18 protein-coding genes are annotated in these 16,444 nt (G+C 71.6%); 13 read left to right on the top strand and 5 right to left on the bottom strand.

Features of this window, described 5'->3' with window-relative positions:
• Nucleotides 1-783: an ABC transporter ATP-binding protein gene (locus ACQVFL_RS26295; RefSeq protein ID WP_396690297.1), complete on the bottom strand. Its 783-nt coding sequence runs from the start codon at nt 781-783 to the stop codon at nt 1-3.
• Between the two features lie 268 nt (nt 784-1,051).
• Here ACQVFL_RS26295 and ACQVFL_RS26290 point away from each other — a divergent pair, with 268 nt between their 5' ends.
• Together ACQVFL_RS26290 and ACQVFL_RS26285 are read left to right on the top strand one after the other, a co-directional pair.
• Nucleotides 1,052-2,074, top strand: a complete 1,023-nt coding sequence (locus ACQVFL_RS26290) for an ABC transporter substrate-binding protein (protein WP_396690299.1) — start codon at nt 1,052-1,054, stop codon at nt 2,072-2,074.
• Between the two features lie 101 nt (nt 2,075-2,175).
• Nucleotides 2,176-3,036 carry an ABC transporter permease gene (locus ACQVFL_RS26285; protein ID WP_396690301.1) on the top strand — a complete coding sequence of 287 codons (861 nt, stop codon included), beginning with the start codon at nt 2,176-2,178 and terminating at the stop codon, nt 3,034-3,036.
• A 6-nt stretch (nt 3,037-3,042) separates the two neighbouring features.
• On the opposite strand, the gene ACQVFL_RS26280 is transcribed toward ACQVFL_RS26285, so the two are convergent.
• Complete coding sequence (locus tag ACQVFL_RS26280; protein WP_396690303.1) at nt 3,043-4,224, bottom strand: ABC transporter substrate-binding protein; 1,182 nt, start codon at nt 4,222-4,224, stop codon at nt 3,043-3,045.
• Nucleotides 4,225-4,671: 447 nt separating this feature from the next.
• On the opposite strand from ACQVFL_RS26280, the gene ACQVFL_RS26275 reads away from it, so the two are divergent.
• The 4 genes from ACQVFL_RS26275 (at nt 4,672) to ACQVFL_RS26260 (ending at nt 9,272) form a co-directional block, all read left to right on the top strand.
• The gene (locus ACQVFL_RS26275) at nt 4,672-7,812 is read left to right on the top strand and encodes a sensor histidine kinase (RefSeq protein ID WP_431727814.1); all 3,141 of its coding nucleotides are present in this window, start codon (nt 4,672-4,674) and stop codon (nt 7,810-7,812) included.
• Nucleotides 7,809-8,216: a roadblock/LC7 domain-containing protein gene (locus ACQVFL_RS26270; RefSeq protein WP_007465177.1), complete on the top strand. Its 408-nt coding sequence runs from the start codon at nt 7,809-7,811 to the stop codon at nt 8,214-8,216. The genes ACQVFL_RS26275 and ACQVFL_RS26270 overlap by 4 nt, the downstream gene beginning before the upstream one ends.
• Before the next feature lie 86 nt (nt 8,217-8,302).
• Nucleotides 8,303-8,668, top strand: coding sequence for a DUF742 domain-containing protein (locus ACQVFL_RS26265; protein WP_117226208.1), 366 nt, complete (start codon nt 8,303-8,305; stop codon nt 8,666-8,668).
• Nucleotides 8,649-9,272, top strand: a complete 624-nt coding sequence (locus ACQVFL_RS26260) for a GTP-binding protein (RefSeq protein WP_396690307.1) — start codon at nt 8,649-8,651, stop codon at nt 9,270-9,272. The genes ACQVFL_RS26265 and ACQVFL_RS26260 overlap by 20 nt, the downstream gene beginning before the upstream one ends.
• A gap of 57 nt (nt 9,273-9,329) precedes the next feature.
• Here the strand turns inward: ACQVFL_RS26260 and ACQVFL_RS26255 are convergent, their stop codons facing one another.
• Genes ACQVFL_RS26255 through ACQVFL_RS26245 form a run of 3 tightly spaced genes read right to left on the bottom strand, consistent with a single transcriptional unit; the run spans nt 9,330 to nt 10,948 of the window.
• Nucleotides 9,330-10,418 (bottom strand): uroporphyrinogen-III synthase, encoded by a 1,089-nt coding sequence (locus tag ACQVFL_RS26255; RefSeq protein ID WP_431727813.1) that lies wholly within the window; start codon nt 10,416-10,418, stop codon nt 9,330-9,332.
• Nucleotides 10,419-10,766 carry a nitrite reductase small subunit NirD gene (nirD, locus tag ACQVFL_RS26250; RefSeq protein ID WP_431727812.1) on the bottom strand — a complete coding sequence of 116 codons (348 nt, stop codon included), beginning with the start codon at nt 10,764-10,766 and terminating at the stop codon, nt 10,419-10,421. It abuts the gene before it with no gap.
• Nucleotides 10,763-10,948 (bottom strand): hypothetical protein, encoded by a 186-nt coding sequence (locus tag ACQVFL_RS26245; protein ID WP_431729933.1) that lies wholly within the window; start codon nt 10,946-10,948, stop codon nt 10,763-10,765. Before ACQVFL_RS26245 ends, nirD begins: the two co-directional genes overlap by 4 nt.
• Before the next feature lie 163 nt (nt 10,949-11,111).
• Between ACQVFL_RS26245 and ACQVFL_RS26240 the strand changes: the two genes are divergently transcribed.
• The 7 genes from ACQVFL_RS26240 to ACQVFL_RS26210 all read left to right on the top strand — a co-directional run bounded on the left by ACQVFL_RS26240 (nt 11,112) and on the right by ACQVFL_RS26210 (nt 16,439).
• Complete coding sequence (locus tag ACQVFL_RS26240) at nt 11,112-11,855, top strand: class I SAM-dependent methyltransferase (RefSeq protein WP_431727811.1); 744 nt, start codon at nt 11,112-11,114, stop codon at nt 11,853-11,855.
• On the top strand, nt 11,855-12,142 hold the full coding sequence (locus tag ACQVFL_RS26235) for a hypothetical protein (protein WP_396690314.1): 288 nt from the start codon (nt 11,855-11,857) through the stop codon (nt 12,140-12,142). Before ACQVFL_RS26240 ends, ACQVFL_RS26235 begins: the two co-directional genes overlap by 1 nt.
• Nucleotides 12,132-12,425 (top strand): type II toxin-antitoxin system PemK/MazF family toxin, encoded by a 294-nt coding sequence (locus ACQVFL_RS26230; protein ID WP_396690316.1) that lies wholly within the window; start codon nt 12,132-12,134, stop codon nt 12,423-12,425. The genes ACQVFL_RS26235 and ACQVFL_RS26230 overlap by 11 nt, the downstream gene beginning before the upstream one ends.
• A gap of 461 nt (nt 12,426-12,886) precedes the next feature.
• Entirely contained in the window at nt 12,887-13,330 is a 444-nt protein-coding gene (gene rplM / locus ACQVFL_RS26225; protein WP_350692820.1) for a 50S ribosomal protein L13, read from the top strand.
• Between the two features lie 20 nt (nt 13,331-13,350).
• On the top strand, nt 13,351-13,815 hold the full coding sequence (rpsI, locus tag ACQVFL_RS26220; RefSeq protein ID WP_102658823.1) for a 30S ribosomal protein S9: 465 nt from the start codon (nt 13,351-13,353) through the stop codon (nt 13,813-13,815).
• A 118-nt stretch (nt 13,816-13,933) separates the two neighbouring features.
• A complete protein-coding gene (gene glmM, locus ACQVFL_RS26215; RefSeq protein WP_396690319.1) occupies nt 13,934-15,286 on the top strand; it encodes a phosphoglucosamine mutase in 1,353 nt (450 codons plus the stop codon).
• 112 nt (nt 15,287-15,398) lie between these two features.
• The gene (locus tag ACQVFL_RS26210) at nt 15,399-16,439 is read left to right on the top strand and encodes a hypothetical protein (RefSeq protein ID WP_431727810.1); all 1,041 of its coding nucleotides are present in this window, start codon (nt 15,399-15,401) and stop codon (nt 16,437-16,439) included.
• The last annotated feature ends 5 nt before the right edge of the window (nt 16,440-16,444 follow it).

Here is a 16,444-nt window from a genome sequence, read left to right as displayed (position 1 = left end):
TCACCTCCGCGTACCGGCGGTCGCGGGGTGGTCCCGCTCCATGAGCAGCTCGTGCAGGTCGGCGCTGACCTGGGCGACCTCCGCCAGGTGCGCGTTGCGGCCCAGCGTACGGGGGCGGGGGATGGCCACGTCGACGATCTTGCGAACCCGGCCGGGGCGCGGGCTGAGCACGATCACCCGGTCGGCCAGCAGCACCGCCTCGTCGATGGAGTGGGTGACGAAGACGATGGTGGCGCGGTTGCGCATGTGCACCCGCTGCAACTCCCCGGACAGTTCCTCGCGGGTGAGCGCGTCCAGCGCGGAGAAGGGCTCGTCCATCAGCATCACGCGGGGGTCGCCGATCAGGGACCGGCACAGCGACACCCGCTGCTGCATGCCGCCGGACAGCTCGTGCGGCAGCCGCTTCTCGAAACCGGCCAGCCCGGCCACGTCGAGTAGCTGCCGGGCGCGCTCCCGGTAGTCGTTCCGCTTCCAGCCGAAGATCTCCACCGGCAACAGGACGTTGTCCAGCACCGTGCGCCACGGCAGCAGGGCCGGCCGCTGGAACAGCATGGCGATGTCGCGGCGCGGCTTGGTGACCGTCTCGCCACCCACGGTGATCTCACCCGAGGTGACCGGGATCAGTCCGGCGATCAGTCGGAGCAGGGTCGACTTGCCGCAGCCGGAGCGGCCGAGGATGGCCACAAACTCGCCGTCGGCCACGTCGAGGTTGATGCCGCGCAACGCCTCCACGCGGCCACTACGGCCGTCGAAGGTGCGCGAAACCTCGGACAGGCGGATCATCTCCGGCGGCCTCCCTGAGTGAGTAGTCAGGATTCCGCCCAAAGGTTAGCGGTCTCCACCGTTATCTCACCGTCCGGGGTGGAGATGAGTTGTTTCCGTTCCGCAACCCGGTATGCCTGGCGTCGCAAAGGTGAGGTTCTCGTACGCTGTGCCCGCGAAGAGTCCCCTCGATACGCGGTGTCGGCTTCCGTTCCGGCTGCCGGTACCGCCCCAACATCCCCTCCCGGAGGCCCGCGACGCCTCCGGTGGGAAAGGACAAGGTGTACTGATGAGAAGGCTGACCCGTACGGTCGCCGCGGCCACGATGGCCACCGCGCTCGCCCTGGTCTCCGCGTGCGGCAGCGGCTCGGACGACGCTGACGACAACGTCGGCTCCTCGATGGAGCAGGTGACCTACCTCACCTCGTTCGGCAACTTCGGGCGTGACGCCTACGCCTGGGTGGCGAAGGAGAAGGGCTTCTTCAAGGACGCCGGCTTCGACGTGGACATCAAGCCCGGCCAGGGCACCAACGCCGTGATCCAGACGATCGTCGGCGGCCAGGCGCAGTTCGGTCCGATCGACCTGACCGGTGGTCTGCTCCAGCTCGGCAACGGCCAGGCCAAGGACTTCGTCGCGGTGGCGGCGATCCAGCAGCGCACGATGGCCGCCATCGCGACCGTCGAGGGCACCGGCATCAGCACGCCGAAGGACCTGGAGGGCAAGAAGCTCGCCGACACCCCCGGCTCGGTCGTCCGGAACCTCTTCCCGACCTACGCGCGCCTGGCCGGCATCGACTACGACAAGGTGACCTGGGTCAACGGTGACGCGCAGACCCTGATGGGCACGCTGGCCTCCGGCTCGGTCGACGGCATCGGCCAGTTCGTCGTCGGTCAGCCGACCATCGAGGCGGTGACCAAGAAGAAGGCCGTCCTGCTGCCGTACAGCAACGTCATGCAGGACCTCTACGGCAACGTGCTGGTCACCTCGAAGCAGATCGCCGCCGACAAGCCGGAGATGGTCAAGCGGTTCACCGAGGCGCTGCTCAAGGGCCTGGAGTACGCCCTGGAGAACCCGCAGGAGGCCGCCGAGATCCTGGCCAAGAACGTCGAGGCCGTGGTGCCCGCCGCAGCCGCCGCCGAGCTGCAGCTCATGGCCGGGTACGTCCGCTCCAGCAACTCCGGCACCGCCCTGGGCGCGCTGGACAGCGGTCGGGTGGCCAAGAGCATCGCGATCCTGCGCGGTGCCGGCGCTCTGGAGTCCGACCTCACCCCGGACCAGATCGTCGACTTCAACCTGGCCCCCAAGGCCTGACTCCAGTTCACACCAGTTCCACCGCGGGGTACGCCGTGCCGGTCAGCCGGTACGGCGTACCCCGATCCCGCGTCTGACCACCCGAACCGCAGGAGGATCCGATGACCGACGTCCGCTCACGGCAGCCGGAGGTGGCACCCGCCCCGGAGCCGGCCCCGGCCGCACCGCAGGGCCGGCGGTGGCGGCCGGCAGACCTGCGGGACGGCGTGAGGGCCGCGCTGCTGCCGGCCGCCGGCCTGCTGATCGCGTTCAGCGTGTGGTGGCTGGTCGCCCGGCTGGAGCTGGTCCACCCGGCCGCCCTGCCGCCGCCCGGCGACGTGCTGACCGCCTTCCGGCTGGGCCAGGACCGGCTGCTCGAACACACCGTCACCACCACCGGCGAGATCCTGCTCGGCTTCCTGCTCTCGGCGGTGGCGGGTGTGCTGATCGGCCTGTCGCTGGCCGCTTCGCGGACGGTCGAGCGGATGTTCACCCCGCTGCTGGTCGCCGTCAACGCGGTCCCGAAGATCACCCTGGGCCCGCTGTTGGTGGTGGCGCTCGGTTGGGGTCAGAAGCCCATCCTGACGATGGTCTTCCTGCTCTGCTTCTTCCCGATCGTGCTCTCCACCGCGACCGGCCTGACCACCACCTCGGCCGAGTTGGCCGAGCTGGTCCGCTCCTGGAACGCCTCCCGCTGGCAGGCGTTCCGCAAGGTCCGCTTCCCGGCCGCGCTGCCGCAGATCTTCGTCGGGCTCAAGGTCGCCATGCCGCTGGCCGCGATCGGCGCCGTGATCGGCGAGTTCCAGGCCGGTGAGGGTGGTCTCGGTTTCGTCATCCAGCAGTACGCGGGCATCGGCGACACCGCCACGGCGTGGGCGGCGATCATCCTCGTCGCCCTGGTCAGCATCCTGCTGTACGCCGTGCTGGTGCTCGTCGAGCGGCGCAGCCTGCCGTGGGTGCGCGAGACCACCTCCAGCCGCTGAGCGAGGTCAGCCCGCCAGGCGCCACCGGCCGTTGCGGGCGACCAGCGTGGTGAGCGCCTGCGGCATCAGCCCGGAGTGGTTGTCCGGCGTCATCCGGATCGGTCCGGACAGACCGTCCAACTGGGACGTCTCCAGCACGTCGCGGAGGCCCTCACGGTCGACCTGTCCGGCCGGTCCGCCGGCGCGCAGTTCGGCGTCGGCGATGAGCTGGACGGCGTCCGCTGCGAAGGAGGACGAACCGTGGTAGCCGCCGAAGCGGGCGGTGTAGTCCTGGAACCACTGGCGGCGGGCCGCCTTCGCCGGGGTGGTGGCGATGACGTCGTCGATCACCATGGTCTGGGTGAAGACCAGGGTGGCCCGCTCCACCGCCCGCGAGGCCGATCCGAGGAAGAGGTCACCGGCAGCGGCGGCGTCGAAGTACAACGCCCCGCCGAAGTTGGCCCGCTTCACCGCTGCGGCGGCGAGCATCGCCTGGTCCGGCGAGGTCCAGATGATGATCCCCTCCGGGTCGGCGGCAGCCAGCGAGGCGGCCTGCTGGTCGACCTCGGTGTCGGTGCCCCGCACCGAGGCCTGGGCCACCACCCGGATGCCGGCGTTGTCAAACTCGCGCTGCAACGCGGTGACGCCCTCCCGGCCGTAGGTGTCCTCGGTGTGCAGGATGCCGATCGTGTCGATGCTGCGTCGGCGGAGTTCGACGGTGAGCGCGTCGGCGCTGTCGGCTGCGTTCGGTGCCAATTTGAACACGTACCGTCGTTCGGCGACCGGGCTGGTGATGGCGCCGGCCGCGGCGAGCGCGATGGTCGGGATCTGCTTTTCGTTGATGGTGCGGACCGCGCCGACCGCGCATTCGTTGCAGCCGCCCATGATGATGGCGCTGACCGCCGAATCGTTGCTGAAGTCCGCGATGTTTCGCAGCGACTCACTGGCGTCGGAACGATTGTCCTTCACCCGCAGATCGATCGAACGGCCGTTGAGCGCACCCGAGGCGTTCAACTGCTCCACCTTGAGTTCCAGTGCCTGCCGGTACGCCTTGCCGACCCCGGCCGCCGCACCGGAGAGCTCCAGGTCGGCGGCGATGACGATCGGGCTCGTGTCCCTCGCCTCTCCGCCGAACTGGCAGCCGGCGAGCATGGAGGCCAGCAGGGTGGAGGCGAGCGCCGTGGCGGTCGCGGAGCGGAAGGGGGTCAACTCAGTCCTCCTGGAGTGGCGCGGGCGGGGCCCGGTCACTGGTGTCGGCGACCGTCCTCAGTGGATAATCGGGAAGGGTCTGCCGTACCGTGTGCGCGAAGCCTGCAAAACCTTGCCAATGCCGGGCGCTGCGGTCAAGCGGGACCACTGGAGGCGTTTCGGGACGCCGATCCCACATGCTGGGGTAACCAGATGTTTTCCGTTGCTCACTGTGGCGACATGCTTCGCCACTCTGGAGTTACATGCCCTGTTCAGGGCGCTGTGGAAATGTAGGTATTAGTTGACCGGATCACGGGATGCGCGACGTCCGACCGATTCCTGCCCGCCTGCGGCTTCCCAAACACGATCTCGTCTGATGAAATCGCGGCCGTGCCGCGCGTGGCGCTGGCCGTCGCTCCATGCACGGATCGACGGGCCAGGCGTGGAGAAAACGACGGAGGCGATGTCGTGAGCACCGGACCGACGACCCTGCCCGCCAGCGGTGACGCCGTGCCGAAGGCGCCTCGCCGCCTGTTCCGGCTGCGCGACGCGCGGATCCGGTCCAAGCTGGCGCTGATCCTGGTCGTGCCGGTCGCCGCCGTCATCGCGCTGGCCACCGTCCGTCTCGTCTCCGTCGGCGAGGGCGCCTACGACGCCACCCAGGCGCGATCGCTGACCGCACTGTCCATGAACATCTCCGCACTCACCAACGACCTGCACGCGGAACGGATGGCGGCGGCGGCCTACCTGGCCCAGCCGCAGCCGCAGGCCGACGCGTACAACCTGCGGGTCCGGCAGACCCAGCAGCGGATCGACGCGTACCGCGCGGAGCGGTCCAAGATCGGTGAGGTGCCCAGCGCGGTCGGCGACCGCCTGCGGACCATCGACACGCACCTGGACACCCTCGACGGCACCCGGCAGGAGGTGCTCGACCGCTCGCAGATGGAGGTCGCCGAGGCGGCCCTGCGGTACGGCGTCGTCCTGGCCGACCTGGTCGCCTACGGCGACGGCCTGGCCCAGTTGCCGGGTGAGGAGCAGTTGGCCGACAGCCGCCGCGCGGTGGCCGCCTTCGCCCGCGCGAAGGCCGCCGTCGCCGAGGAGGAGTCGATCGCGTTCACCGCGCTGAGCCGGGGCCGGCTGGACAACGAGCAGTTCTCCGCGTTCGTGGCCACCCTGACCGGGCAGCAGGAGGCGCTGCTGGCCTTCTCGCTGGCCGCCGACCCGACCCAGCGGGCCCTGGTCGAGACCACCGTCTCCGGTGACGCGGTGGTGCTGGCCGACCGGATCGCCACCGACATCAGCCGCTCGGTGGGCAACCGCTCGCCGGTCAGCGCGCAGGACGCCACGGCGGCGATCGGCGCGGTCAACGAGCTGATGCGCTGGGCCGAGATCGAGCTCCAGAACCGGTTGCTCGCCCAGGCCGAGCAGGCCCGGACGGACGTCATCCGGCAGGCCATCGTCGAGACGACGCTGGTGCTGCTCACCCTGATCATCGCGGTGACGCTGGCCGTCGTGCTGGCCCGCTCGCTGAACCACTCGCTGCGCCGGCTCCGTGAGGGCGCGCTCTCGGTGGCCAACCACGACCTGCCCGAGGCGGTGCGCCGCCTCCAGGGCATGGGTAACGTCAGCGACGGCAGTGTCGACGAGATCGTCCGCGAGGTGCGGGACCCGATCCAGCTCAACAACCGCGACGAGGTGGGACAGGTCGCCCTGGCCTTCAACGTCGTGCACCGGGAGGCGGTCCGGGTCGCGGCCGAGCAGGCGGCCCTGCGGACCAGCGTCTCGGCGATGTTCCTCAACCTGGCCCGGCGCAGTCAGACCCTGGTCGACCGGATGATCGGTGAGCTCGACGCGATCGAGCGTGGCGAGGAGGACCCGAAGCGGCTCGCCCAGCTCTTCGAGCTGGACCACCTCGCCACCCGGATGCGCCGCAACGACGAGAACCTTCTCGTGCTGGCCGGCGCGGACTCGGCCGTGCCGCGTCGCGACGACGCCCTGCTGGTGGACGTGTTGCGCGCCGCGCAGTCGGAGGTGGAGCTCTACAACCGGATCGAGTTCGGCACGGTCGACACCGACGTCTCGGTGGCCGCGCACGCGGTCAACGACGTGGTGCGACTGGTGGCCGAGTTGCTCGACAACGCCACCCGCTTCTCGCCGCCGAACACCACCGTGGTCGCCGACGGCCGCCGCATCCGCGACTACGTGCTGATCCAGATCGAGGACCGGGGCCTGGGCCTCAGCGACGAACAGCTCGACTCGCTCAACCGGCGGCTCGCCGCGCCGTCCACCGTGGACGTGGCCGCCTTCCGGCTGATGGGTCTCGCAGTGGTCAGTCGCCTCGCCGCGCGGTACGGCATCCGGGTCGAACTGCGCCGCAACGTCGAGGGCGGCACCGTGGCGCAGATCACCCTGCCGGCCGCGACGGTGATCCTGCCGAGCCTGCGGGGACGCGACCAGATCACCCGGCCGCGTCAGCCGCTCGCGGTCGAGCAGACCCCGGCGACGCCGCCGGCACCCGCCGAGCCGCTCACCGGCGCGGGTCGCAGCAACCTCGCCACGTTGACGACCGAGCGGTGGCGCGACAGCACCCCCACGTCGGCACCGTGGCCGGCTGCGAACCCGGCCCCGACCCCGGAGCCGCCGGCACCACCGGCCCGTACCGTGCCGCCCGCCTTCGCCGGTGGGTTCAACGCCGGTACGCCGACCGTCGCCCAGCCGTCGCTCGACCCGCTGCCACAGCGCGCCGCGCCGCCCGCCGCCCGGCCCGACCCGGTGCTGCCGGCCGGTCCGGTCGCCGGAGCGCCGATGAGCGCGCCGACCGCGTTCGGCGTGGGTGTCACCCCGCAGTCCGAGACGCCCTTCCGTGGCCTGGGCGCCAGCCTCGCGGCCACCGCACCACAGGCCACCGCGCCGATCACCGCCCCGCCGGAACCCCAGGCCGAGGCGCCGATCTTCCGCGAGATGGAGGCGGTCTGGTTCCGTTCACACGGCAACGACGCCACCGCCATCTTCAGCCGACCGCAGTTCGACGAGCCGCCGCAACCGGCTGCCGGCCCACCCACGCCGGCTGTCGAGCCGACTCGGGGACGGAGCCCGTTGCCCACACGTACACCCGGTGCGGCAGCCGCCGCGCAGCCCGCGCCGCCACCTCCGTACCAGTCGTCACCGGCTGCGCCGACCGCCGCGACGGCCGCGACCACGCAACTGCCCACGGTGACTCCGGCCGCCGCGCCACCACCACCGGCGGCGCCTCCCCGGACCGCCCCGGCCGCGCCGGCACCGGCGGCGCCCCCGGCCCCGGCACCGACGACGGCCCACGCCCCGGATCCGTCCGACGCCTGGCGGACCGCGGCCGACGACGGCTGGACGCGGGCCAGCAAGGCCGCCGAGCCGACCCCGGCCGGCACCACCCGGTCCGGACTGCCCAAGCGGGTGCCGCAGCAACAGCTCGTCCCCGGTGGGATCGAGCCCCGCGGCGGACGTGAGCGCAGCCGCCGTACGCCGGACGAAGTACGCGGCCTGCTCTCGGCCTACCACCGCGGCGTGCAGCGCGGACGGACGGCCGGAGCGAGTCAGGACAGCACCTCGACCAAGGAGACGAGCCGATGAACAGGCCAGCGGCCATGCAGGACATGGGTTGGCTGCTCACCAACTTCGCCGACAGCGTGGCGGGTATCGCCCACGTGGTGGCGGTGTCCGCCGACGGACTGCTACTCGCCTCCTCCCGTGACCTGCCGGGGGACCGGGCGGACCAGCTCGCCGCGATCACCTCCGGCGTGGTGAGCCTGACCGAGGGCGCCGCGCGGATGTTCAGTGCCGGCGGGGTGTTGCAGACGGTCATCGAGATGGACAGCGGCTACCTGTTCCTGATGTCGATCAGCGACGGGTCGTCGATGGCGGTGCTCGCGGCGCGTAGCTGCGACGTCGGGCAGGTGGGTTACGAGATGGCACTGCTGGTCGAGCGGGTCGGCGCGGCGCTGGTGCCGCTGCCCCGGGACGCGGTGCGGTCATAACAGGGACAGCACCGGCGCAATCCCGCGCCGGTACGGAGGAGATCCGGTGGCGACACGCCGGCGAAGGGGAGAGGAGGTGATCGCGGATGGAGCAACACCGACGTGACCCGCGTGGTGCACTGGTGCGGCCGTACGCGGTCACCCGGGGACGGACCGAGCCGCGGCAGGACATCGCCTTGGAAGCGGTGCTGGTAGCCAGCCCCACCCAGATCGCCGAGTCGCGGTTTGCCGGGCATGACAAGCATCGCATCGCCATGGTCTGCGAGAGCCGGCCCGAATCGCTGGCGGAAATCGCCGCGTACACCCGGCTACCGCTGGGTGTCGCCCGGGTGTTGGTCGCCGACATGGTGGCCGAGGGCCTGTTGACGCTACAGACGGCTGCTCCCGCCACAGGTTTCGAGGAGCGGATGGAAATGCTGGGAAGGGTGCTGAGTGGACTTCGCGAGCTATGACCCCGCCGGGGCCCGCCAGAGCCGGGGAATCATCTCCGCGAAGATCGTCGTCGCGGGTGGCTTCGGTGTCGGCAAGACCACGTTGGTCGGCGCGATCTCGGAGATCACACCGCTGACCACCGAGGCGGTGATGACCGCGGCGGGCGTCGGTATCGACGACCCGTCCAAGGTGCCGGGCAAGGAGACCACCACGGTCGCCATGGACTTCGGCCGTATCACCATGGCGCAGGACCTGATCCTGTACCTCTTCGGCACACCCGGGCAGACCCGGTTCTGGTTCATGTGGGACGAGATCATTCGGGGCGCGGTGGGTGCGACGGTGCTGGTGGACACCCGCCGGATCACCGACGCGTTCGCTCCGCTCGACTACTTCGAGAGCCGCAACCTGCCGTACGTGGTCGCGCTGAACCGGTTCGACGGTGCGCAGCAGTACGAACTGGAGGAGGTCCGCGAGGCGCTGGCCATCTCGCCGGACGTACCGCTGGTGCTGACCGACGCCCGGCAGCGCGACTCGGTCAAGCGGGTGCTGATGACCGTCGTCGAGCACGCCATGACGCGGTTGCAGGCCGAACACGACCGGGGCTTTCCGACCCCGGTCGGCTGAGTGCCGGGCGGGAGCCCGTCGGTGGATCGATCTCCACCGGCGGGCTCCCGCGTCCGGTCAGTCGACCCGGAGCCGGTACCCGCGTTTGACGACCGTCTGTACCACGCGGGGGGCCTTCAGCCCGGCCCGGAGCCGGGCCACCGCCATCTCCACCGCGTGCTCGTCGGCGCCGCGCGGCAACGTCCGCAGCAGGGCGGTACGCGACAGCACCCGACCCGGCGTCTGGGACAGGGCCCGCAGCACCGCCATCGGCGCCGGGGCCAGGGGTCTCAGCTCACCGTCCATCACCGCCGCGTGTCCGCGCAGGGTGAGTAGATGTCCGGCGGCCTTGATGGTGACCGTCCGACGGGGCAGTTCGTCGACGATGGTGCGGACCAGCGCACCCAGCCTCGCCCGGCTCGGTGCGCTGACCGGTACGCCCCGACGCACCAGCGGTTCGGCGGTGACCGGGCCGACACAACTCGCCAGCACGTCACCGCGCAGCGCCTCCAGCACCGTCTCGGTACGGTCACCGGCGGCCCGCAGCAACGCCTCCGCGGCCGGTGCCGAGGTGAACGTGACCGCGTCCACCAGACGGCTGGCCACCAGGTCGACGAGCCGGTGCAGCGGGGCCGGGTCGGTCGGCGGCGCCCACCGGTAGACCGGGATCTCGATGACGGTGGCACCGGCGTCCTCCAGGGCGCGGGTGCACTCCGGTTGTCGCTCGCCGTGCAACTGCATGGCGATCACCTGCCCGGCCACGCCCCGTCGACGCAGGTGGTCCACCACCTCGTCGCAGCTCTCCGACTCCGGGGACCACTGGTCGTGCAGCCCGGCGGCACGGATCGCCCCCCGGGCCTTGGGGCCCCGGGCCACGACGTACGCGTCGCCGAGCACCGAGCGCAGCGGCTCGGCCAACCCCCAGCCCTCGGCGGCCTCCAGCCACCCGCGCATTCCGATGCCGGTGTTGGCCATCAACACGTCCGGCGGCCGGTCCAGACAGGTCCGGGTCGCCTCGCGCAGCTCGGTGTCGTCGGCGAGCGGCACGATCCGCAGGGCGGGAGCGAGCACCACCCGAGCACCGCGCCGTTGTAGTAACGCGGCGAGTTCGTCCCGCCGCCGGTCGGCGGTCACCCCGATGGTGAAGCCGGCCAGTTCCTCGCCCATTCACCCCTCCTGTCGCAGCCGCACCTCGACCATGCCGTTCCGACAACGGATCTCGTGCCGGGTCACGGCGACGCCGGGCAGGTCGAGACAAACCCCCGTGCGCAGGTCGTGCACCTGCTTGTGCAGCGGCGAGGCGACCGTGGGCACGCCCTGCCGGCTGCCGACGATGCCCCGGGACAGCACGTACGCCTCGGCGACCGGGTCGCGGTTGTCGATCGCGTACAGCCCGTCCCCGGTGCGGAAGATCGCCACCTGCACGCCGTCGACGAGGGCGGCCACGCCCCGGTCCGGGTCCAGCTGGCCCAGCGGGCGGACCACGTGCCAGCGCAGCGTCGTCGCGGTGCTCATCGCCCCACCTCCACCGGATCGGTTCTGGGCAGGTTGGTCGGGAAGTCGCGGGGGCGTACGGCGATCCGGTCCTCCTCCCGGCGCAGGGTCATCCCGCGCTGGAGGGCGCAGTACGGGCAGTGCGTCGCCACCTCCCGGGGCGACTGCCCCGGTCGAGTTGCGGACCGTGCACCGTCTGTCATGTCGGCAAAGCGTGCCGTTGGGCGGTTTCCGGTCAGCGTCCCGTTTGTTTCGGCCCTGTCAAGAGCGCCTCACACCGCACGCCGGCTGCGCGTGTGGTCGAGGGGTCTACAATATGGAACAAAAATCCTGATATTTGAGAAGACTCCGGATCGGAGGATCGACATGGATGTGGCTCGGGCGTTCGACGCCGTGGCCGGCAGCTACGACGCCGCGCGGCGGCGGCTGGTGCCCTGCTTCGACGGGTTCTACGGCACCGCCGTCGAGGTCGTCGAGCCGGCGCTGCGGGCCGCCCGTGCCGCCGGACGTACCCCCGAGGTGTTGGACCTGGGGGCGGGCACCGGTCTGCTGTCGTTGCTCGTCGCCGCCGCCGTGCCGGACGTCCGGCTGACCCTCGTCGACGCCGCGCCGAAGATGCTCGCCGTCGCCGCCGAGCAGCTCACCGGTCGTGGCGTGCCGCACCGGGTGGTGGTGGCCGACCTGACCGACCCGCTGCCCGGCGGGCGTTACGACGCGGTGGTCAGCGCGCTCGCCGTCCACCATCTCGACGACGCCGGCAAGCGGGACCTGTACCGGCGGGCCGCCGGTGCGCTGGTGCCCGGCGGCGTCTTCGTCAACGCCGAACAGGTCACCGGCCCGACGGCCGAGCTGGACCGGCGCTACCACGAGGTCTGGCTGGCCCAGATCACCGCGCGCGGCTCCGACGCCGACGAGATCGCCGCCGCCGCGCAACGGATGGCGTACGACCGGCCCGCGCCCGTGGGGGAGCAGTGTCGCTGGTTGTCCGAGGCGGGCCTGGTCGACGTGGACTGCTTCTTCAAGGCGTGGCGGTTCGCCGTCTTCGGCGGCCGTGCCCCGGCCGTCACCGGCCCGTCCGGCGACAGCTCGCGGTATCCGGCGGATGACTGATGGTCATACCGACGGGTAGTCTGACCGGCATGACAGCAAAGGTGACTCTGTCGTTCTCCGACGAGACGATCGCGGAGGCCCGGCGGTTCGCCAAGCGCGAAGGGCTCTCCCTGTCGGCCTGGATGGACCAGGCGGCCCGGGAGAAGGCCCTGCGTGAGGTCTTCGCGGCGCACGCCGCCGCGGTCGGCCGGGCGGGGCTGGACCTGGAGTCGGCCTCGTTGGCCGACGCGCAGGAGGTGGGCATGGTCGACGACCTGCTCTTCGGCGGTCGCCCGCGTGCTGCGTAGGGGCGAGGTCTGGCGGATCGCCGGGGCCCGCGAGCGGCTCGGGCTCGTGATCAGCTCGGACGTCTACAACTCCACCGCAGTGCCCATCGTGATCGTCGCCGAGGTGGTCGAGGCGGCGCTGCTGCGCGACTCGCCTCTGGCGGTGCCGATGGGTGGCTGGGTGGTGATGCCGGACCGGATCTCGTCACCGATGAAGAAGTGGTTCGCCGAGTGCGTGGACGTGGCCGACGTCGAGACGATGCGGCAGATCGACCGGGCGCTGCGCATCCTCCAGCAGCTCTGACCCGGCGGGTTCCTCACCACCGGCGCTCGATTCCTGGCTGCGGCGCCATGACCACCACGAGCACGCGTCCGAGGTCGTCGCGGACGAACAGGACCTGGACCGCCGGCCCGGTCGCTGGATCGGGCACTCGTTCATCGGCTACTCGGCGGCCTTCCCGACGCTGCTCACTTCTACGTCGGCTTCCTGGTGTTGCTGGCGGCCACCTGGGTGGCGTACCTGCGGACGGGGTCCCGGATGGCCCGGGCGTGGGTGTGCGGGGTATTGTCCGGTCGTCCGGCGCGCCCGCCGGACCCCCGTTTTGACCGGCCGACGGGGCTACGGGTATCGTTGCCTGCTGTTGTACGACATCTGTGGGCGTGCCGCCTGAGGTACGCTTGGTCGTTCGTGCGCGCTGGTCCGACCGAGAAGCCCTGGTCACCTCGGCGCGCTACCCCAGACCGACGACGAGACAAGGTAGACCTGTGCGTACGTACAGCCCGAAGCCGGGTGAGATCGAGCGTCAGTGGCACGTCATCGACGCCTCTGATGTCGTGCTGGGCCGCCTGGCCACCCACGCCGCCACGCTGCTGCGGGGCAAGCACAAGCCGACTTTCGCGCCGCACGTCGACACGGGCGACTTCGTCGTCATCGTGAACGCGGGCAAGGTCGCGCTGACCGGCAACAAGCGGCAGCAGAAGATCGCCTACCGCCACTCCGGCTACCCGGGCGGCCTGAAGCAGGTCGGTTACGAGGAGCTGCTCGCCAAGCGCCCCGAGCGGGCCATTGAGCTGGCTGTCAAGGGGATGCTCCCGCACAACAAGCTCGGCCGTCAGCTGATCAAGAAGCTGAAGGTCTACGCCGGTGCCGAGCACCCGCACGGCGCGCAGCAGCCGGCGCCGTTCGAGATCAAGCAGATCGCGCAGTGAGCGCGGGCGAAGGAAGCAGCATGACCGACATCACCGCCACCGAGGTCGCCCCCGAGGCCACCGAGGCGCCGGCGCCCGTCGCCCGCGCGCCTCGTGGTGACCGCCCGATCCAGACCGTGGGTCGGCGCAAGGAGGCCATCGTCCGAGTCCGGATCGTGCCGGGCACCGGCAAGATCACGTGCAACGGGCGTGACCTCGAAGCCTACTTCCCGAGCAAGGTGCACCAGCAGCTCATCAAGGACCCGCTGGTCACCGCCGAGAAGCCCGAGGCCTTCGACGTGATCGCCAACCTGCGGGGCGGCGGCACCACCGGCCAGGCCGGTGCGTTGCGGCTGGCCATCGCGCGGGCGCTGATCGTCAACGAGCCCGACGACCGCCCGGCCCTGAAGAAGGCCGGCTTCCTGACCCGTGACGCCCGGGTCAAGGAGAGCAAGAAGTACGGCCTCAAGAAGGCCCGTAAGGCTCCTCAGTACTCGAAGCGCTGATCTCCAGCCGCACCTTGTACTTCTGACGGACGGCCGGTCCGCCTCCCCTCGATCCTGGGAGGTGGACCGGCCGTCCGCTTTTCACCTATTACGGTAGTTTCATCGGAGGTTGGTGGGTATGGGTCGGTTGTTCGGCACGGACGGCGTACGCGGGCGGGCGAACGTCGACCTCACCCCGGAGTTGGCGCTCTCGGTGGCCGTCGCCGCCGCGCACACCCTCGCCGAGTCGGATCGCAGTCACGCCCCGATCGCCGTGGTCGGCCGGGACACCCGTGCCAGCGGCGAGATGCTGGAGGCGGCCGTGGTGGCCGGACTCACCAGCGCCGGGGCGACGGTGGTCCGGGTCGGCGTGCTGCCCACCCCGGCGGTGGCGTTCCTTACCGCCGAGGCCAAGGCGGATCTCGGGGTGATGCTCTCCGCCTCGCACAATCCGATGCCGGACAACGGGATCAAGCTCTTCGCGGCCGGCGGGCACAAGCTGCCCGACGAGATCGAGATGCGGATCGAGGCGGCCATCGAGGCCAACGCCACCACCGCCTGGAAGCGCCCGGTCGGCGCGGGAGTGGGCCGGGTGCACGACCTGCTCGACGGTGCCGACCACTACGTGCAGCACCTCGCGGGCACCGTGCCGCACCGGCTCGACGGGATCAAGGTCGTGGTGGACTGCGCCAACGGCGCCGCCGCCGAGGTCGCCCCGGCCGCGTACCGGGAGGCCGGTGCCGAGGTCGTCGCGATCTACGCCGAGCCGGACGGGCTCAACATCAACGACGAGTGCGGCTCGAACCACATCGCCGCCCTGCGACAGGCCGTGGTCGAGCACGGCGCGCACCTCGGCATCGCGCACGACGGCGACGCCGACCGCTGCGTGGCGGTCACCGCCGACGGCGACGAGGTCGACGGCGACCAGGTGATGGCGATCCTGGCGTTGGCCATGCGCGAGGCCGGCACGTTGACCGGGGACACCCTGGTCGCCACCGTGATGAGCAACCTCGGCCTGCGCCTGGCCATGTCCGCCGAGGGCATCCGGCTGGTCGAGACCAAGGTGGGCGACCGGTACGTGCTGGAGGAACTGCGCGCCTCCGGGCTGGCGCTGGGCGGCGAGCAGAGTGGACACATCGTCATGCCGGCGTACGCCACCACCGGCGACGGGGTGCTGACCGGGCTGCACCTGATGGCCCGGATGGCCGCCACCGGCCGTACCCTGGCGGACCTCGCGGGGGTGGTGACCAAGCTGCCGCAGGTGCTGATCAACGTGCCGGTCGGTGACCGCACCGTCGGTGCCGCCGCGCCGGCCGTACGTGCCGAGGTGGAACGCGCCGAGGCGGAGCTGGGCGAGACCGGGCGGGTGCTGTTGCGCCCCTCGGGCACCGAGCCGCTGGTGCGGGTGATGGTCGAGGCCGCCACCGAGGCGACCGCACGGGAGGTCGCCGAGCGGATCGCCGAGCAGGTCAGCACGGCCAGCCCGGCCTGACCGACGCGAGGACGAGCCGAAGATGCGGCAGGGCGGCCGTGGTGCCCCCTGCCCCGAGGTGTGTCGTGCGACCATGGCGACCGCCGTACCGCCCGCTCTCACGGAGGTGACCGTGTCTCACCCAGGCTCCCTCGGTGCCGTCGACCAGCCCGCCGACCTCCCGTCGGACGTGAGTGGGGCGGACGTGCCGGAGAGCTGGCTCGGAGCCCGCTGGGGGCGCCTGCTCGCCATCCTGCTGGCCCTGGGGCTGATCGCCGCCTCGGTGGTGGTGCCCTGGTCCGAGGTGTCGTTGCGGGTGCTGGGCAGCCGGGACGACGCACTGATCAACCAGGACTCCACCGCCGCGCTGGGCCTCACCGAGATCGGCGGTTGGGGCTGGGCCTACCTGGCCGTACTCCTACCGTTGGTGCTGTTGACGCTGGCCGCCACGGTGCTGGCCGGGCGGGCGGGACGGGTGGCGGCCCTGGCGGCGGGCGGTGCCCTGCTGGCGATGTCGACGGTCCTGGTCGGCGCCGCCCACCGCGTCTCGTCCGGGCCGGACGAGACGGCGGCGCGCTGGGCGGAGGTCGTCCGGCGGCTGGCGCCGGTGCTCGACGACGACTACGGGGCGATCCGGTTCGGCTACGACAGCCCCGGCCTGACGTTCGCGGTGCTCGGCGTGGCCACCCTGGCGGGGACCGTGCTGGCCGGTCGGTTGCCGGGTGGCGGCCGGTTCGTGCTGGCGGGGGCCGGCACGTTGGCCCTGCTCGTCGGTCTCGCGGCACCGTGGGTGACCGTGTACGGCGCGACCGCGACCGAGGTGGACCGCAGCACCGTCCGGTGGACCGGCCTGGGCACCGCGTCGGTGGTCGTCATGGTCGGGACCGTGGCGTTGGCCGCCGTGGTCTGGTGGGCCGCGGCGCGTCGGTCGACCCGCTGGCGGCTGCCGCTGCTGCTCGTGACGGTGCCGGTGGCGTTCGCGTTCGCCCTCGCCCACGACTTCCTGGAGTTGGACCCGGCGCAGTGGCAGGACGCGGCCGAGCGCGCCCGCTTCCTCGCGGTCACCTACGACATCCGGTCCGCCGCCGAGCTGGCCCAGCTCGCGCCGCTGCTGCTCCTCGTCGCGATGGTGCTGAGCTGGTCGGCGGCGCGCCGCCGGGCCCGGGCGCGGTGACCGTC

The sequence above is a fragment of the Verrucosispora sp. TAA-831 genome, from assembly GCF_050780145.1.
In the GTDB taxonomy this organism is placed as follows: domain Bacteria; phylum Actinomycetota; class Actinomycetes; order Mycobacteriales; family Micromonosporaceae; genus Micromonospora.
Note: the sequence above shows the minus strand (reverse complement) of the source record. Positions and strands in the feature narration are given on the sequence as shown.

Excerpts from the sequence above, each read along its gene's own strand:
- ACQVFL_RS26235 (WP_396690314.1), top strand. The coding sequence starts at position 11,855 with ATGGTCATACCGACGGGTAGTCTGACCGGCATGACAGCAAAGGTGACT.
- ACQVFL_RS26270 (WP_007465177.1), top strand. The coding sequence starts at position 7,809 with ATGAACAGGCCAGCGGCCATGCAGGACATGGGTTGGCTGCTCACCAAC.
- rpsI (WP_102658823.1), top strand. The coding sequence starts at position 13,351 with ATGACCGACATCACCGCCACCGAGGTCGCCCCCGAGGCCACCGAGGCG.
- ACQVFL_RS26240 (WP_431727811.1), top strand. The coding sequence starts at position 11,112 with ATGGATGTGGCTCGGGCGTTCGACGCCGTGGCCGGCAGCTACGACGCC.
- ACQVFL_RS26245 (WP_431729933.1), bottom strand. The coding sequence starts at position 10,948 with ATGACAGACGGTGCACGGTCCGCAACTCGACCGGGGCAGTCGCCCCGG.
- nirD (WP_431727812.1), bottom strand. The coding sequence starts at position 10,766 with ATGAGCACCGCGACGACGCTGCGCTGGCACGTGGTCCGCCCGCTGGGC.
- ACQVFL_RS26295 (WP_396690297.1), bottom strand. The coding sequence starts at position 783 with ATGATCCGCCTGTCCGAGGTTTCGCGCACCTTCGACGGCCGTAGTGGC.
- ACQVFL_RS26265 (WP_117226208.1), top strand. The coding sequence starts at position 8,303 with ATGGAGCAACACCGACGTGACCCGCGTGGTGCACTGGTGCGGCCGTAC.
- ACQVFL_RS26255 (WP_431727813.1), bottom strand. The coding sequence starts at position 10,418 with ATGGGCGAGGAACTGGCCGGCTTCACCATCGGGGTGACCGCCGACCGG.
- ACQVFL_RS26285 (WP_396690301.1), top strand. The coding sequence starts at position 2,176 with ATGACCGACGTCCGCTCACGGCAGCCGGAGGTGGCACCCGCCCCGGAG.
- glmM (WP_396690319.1), top strand. The coding sequence starts at position 13,934 with ATGGGTCGGTTGTTCGGCACGGACGGCGTACGCGGGCGGGCGAACGTC.
- ACQVFL_RS26290 (WP_396690299.1), top strand. The coding sequence starts at position 1,052 with ATGAGAAGGCTGACCCGTACGGTCGCCGCGGCCACGATGGCCACCGCG.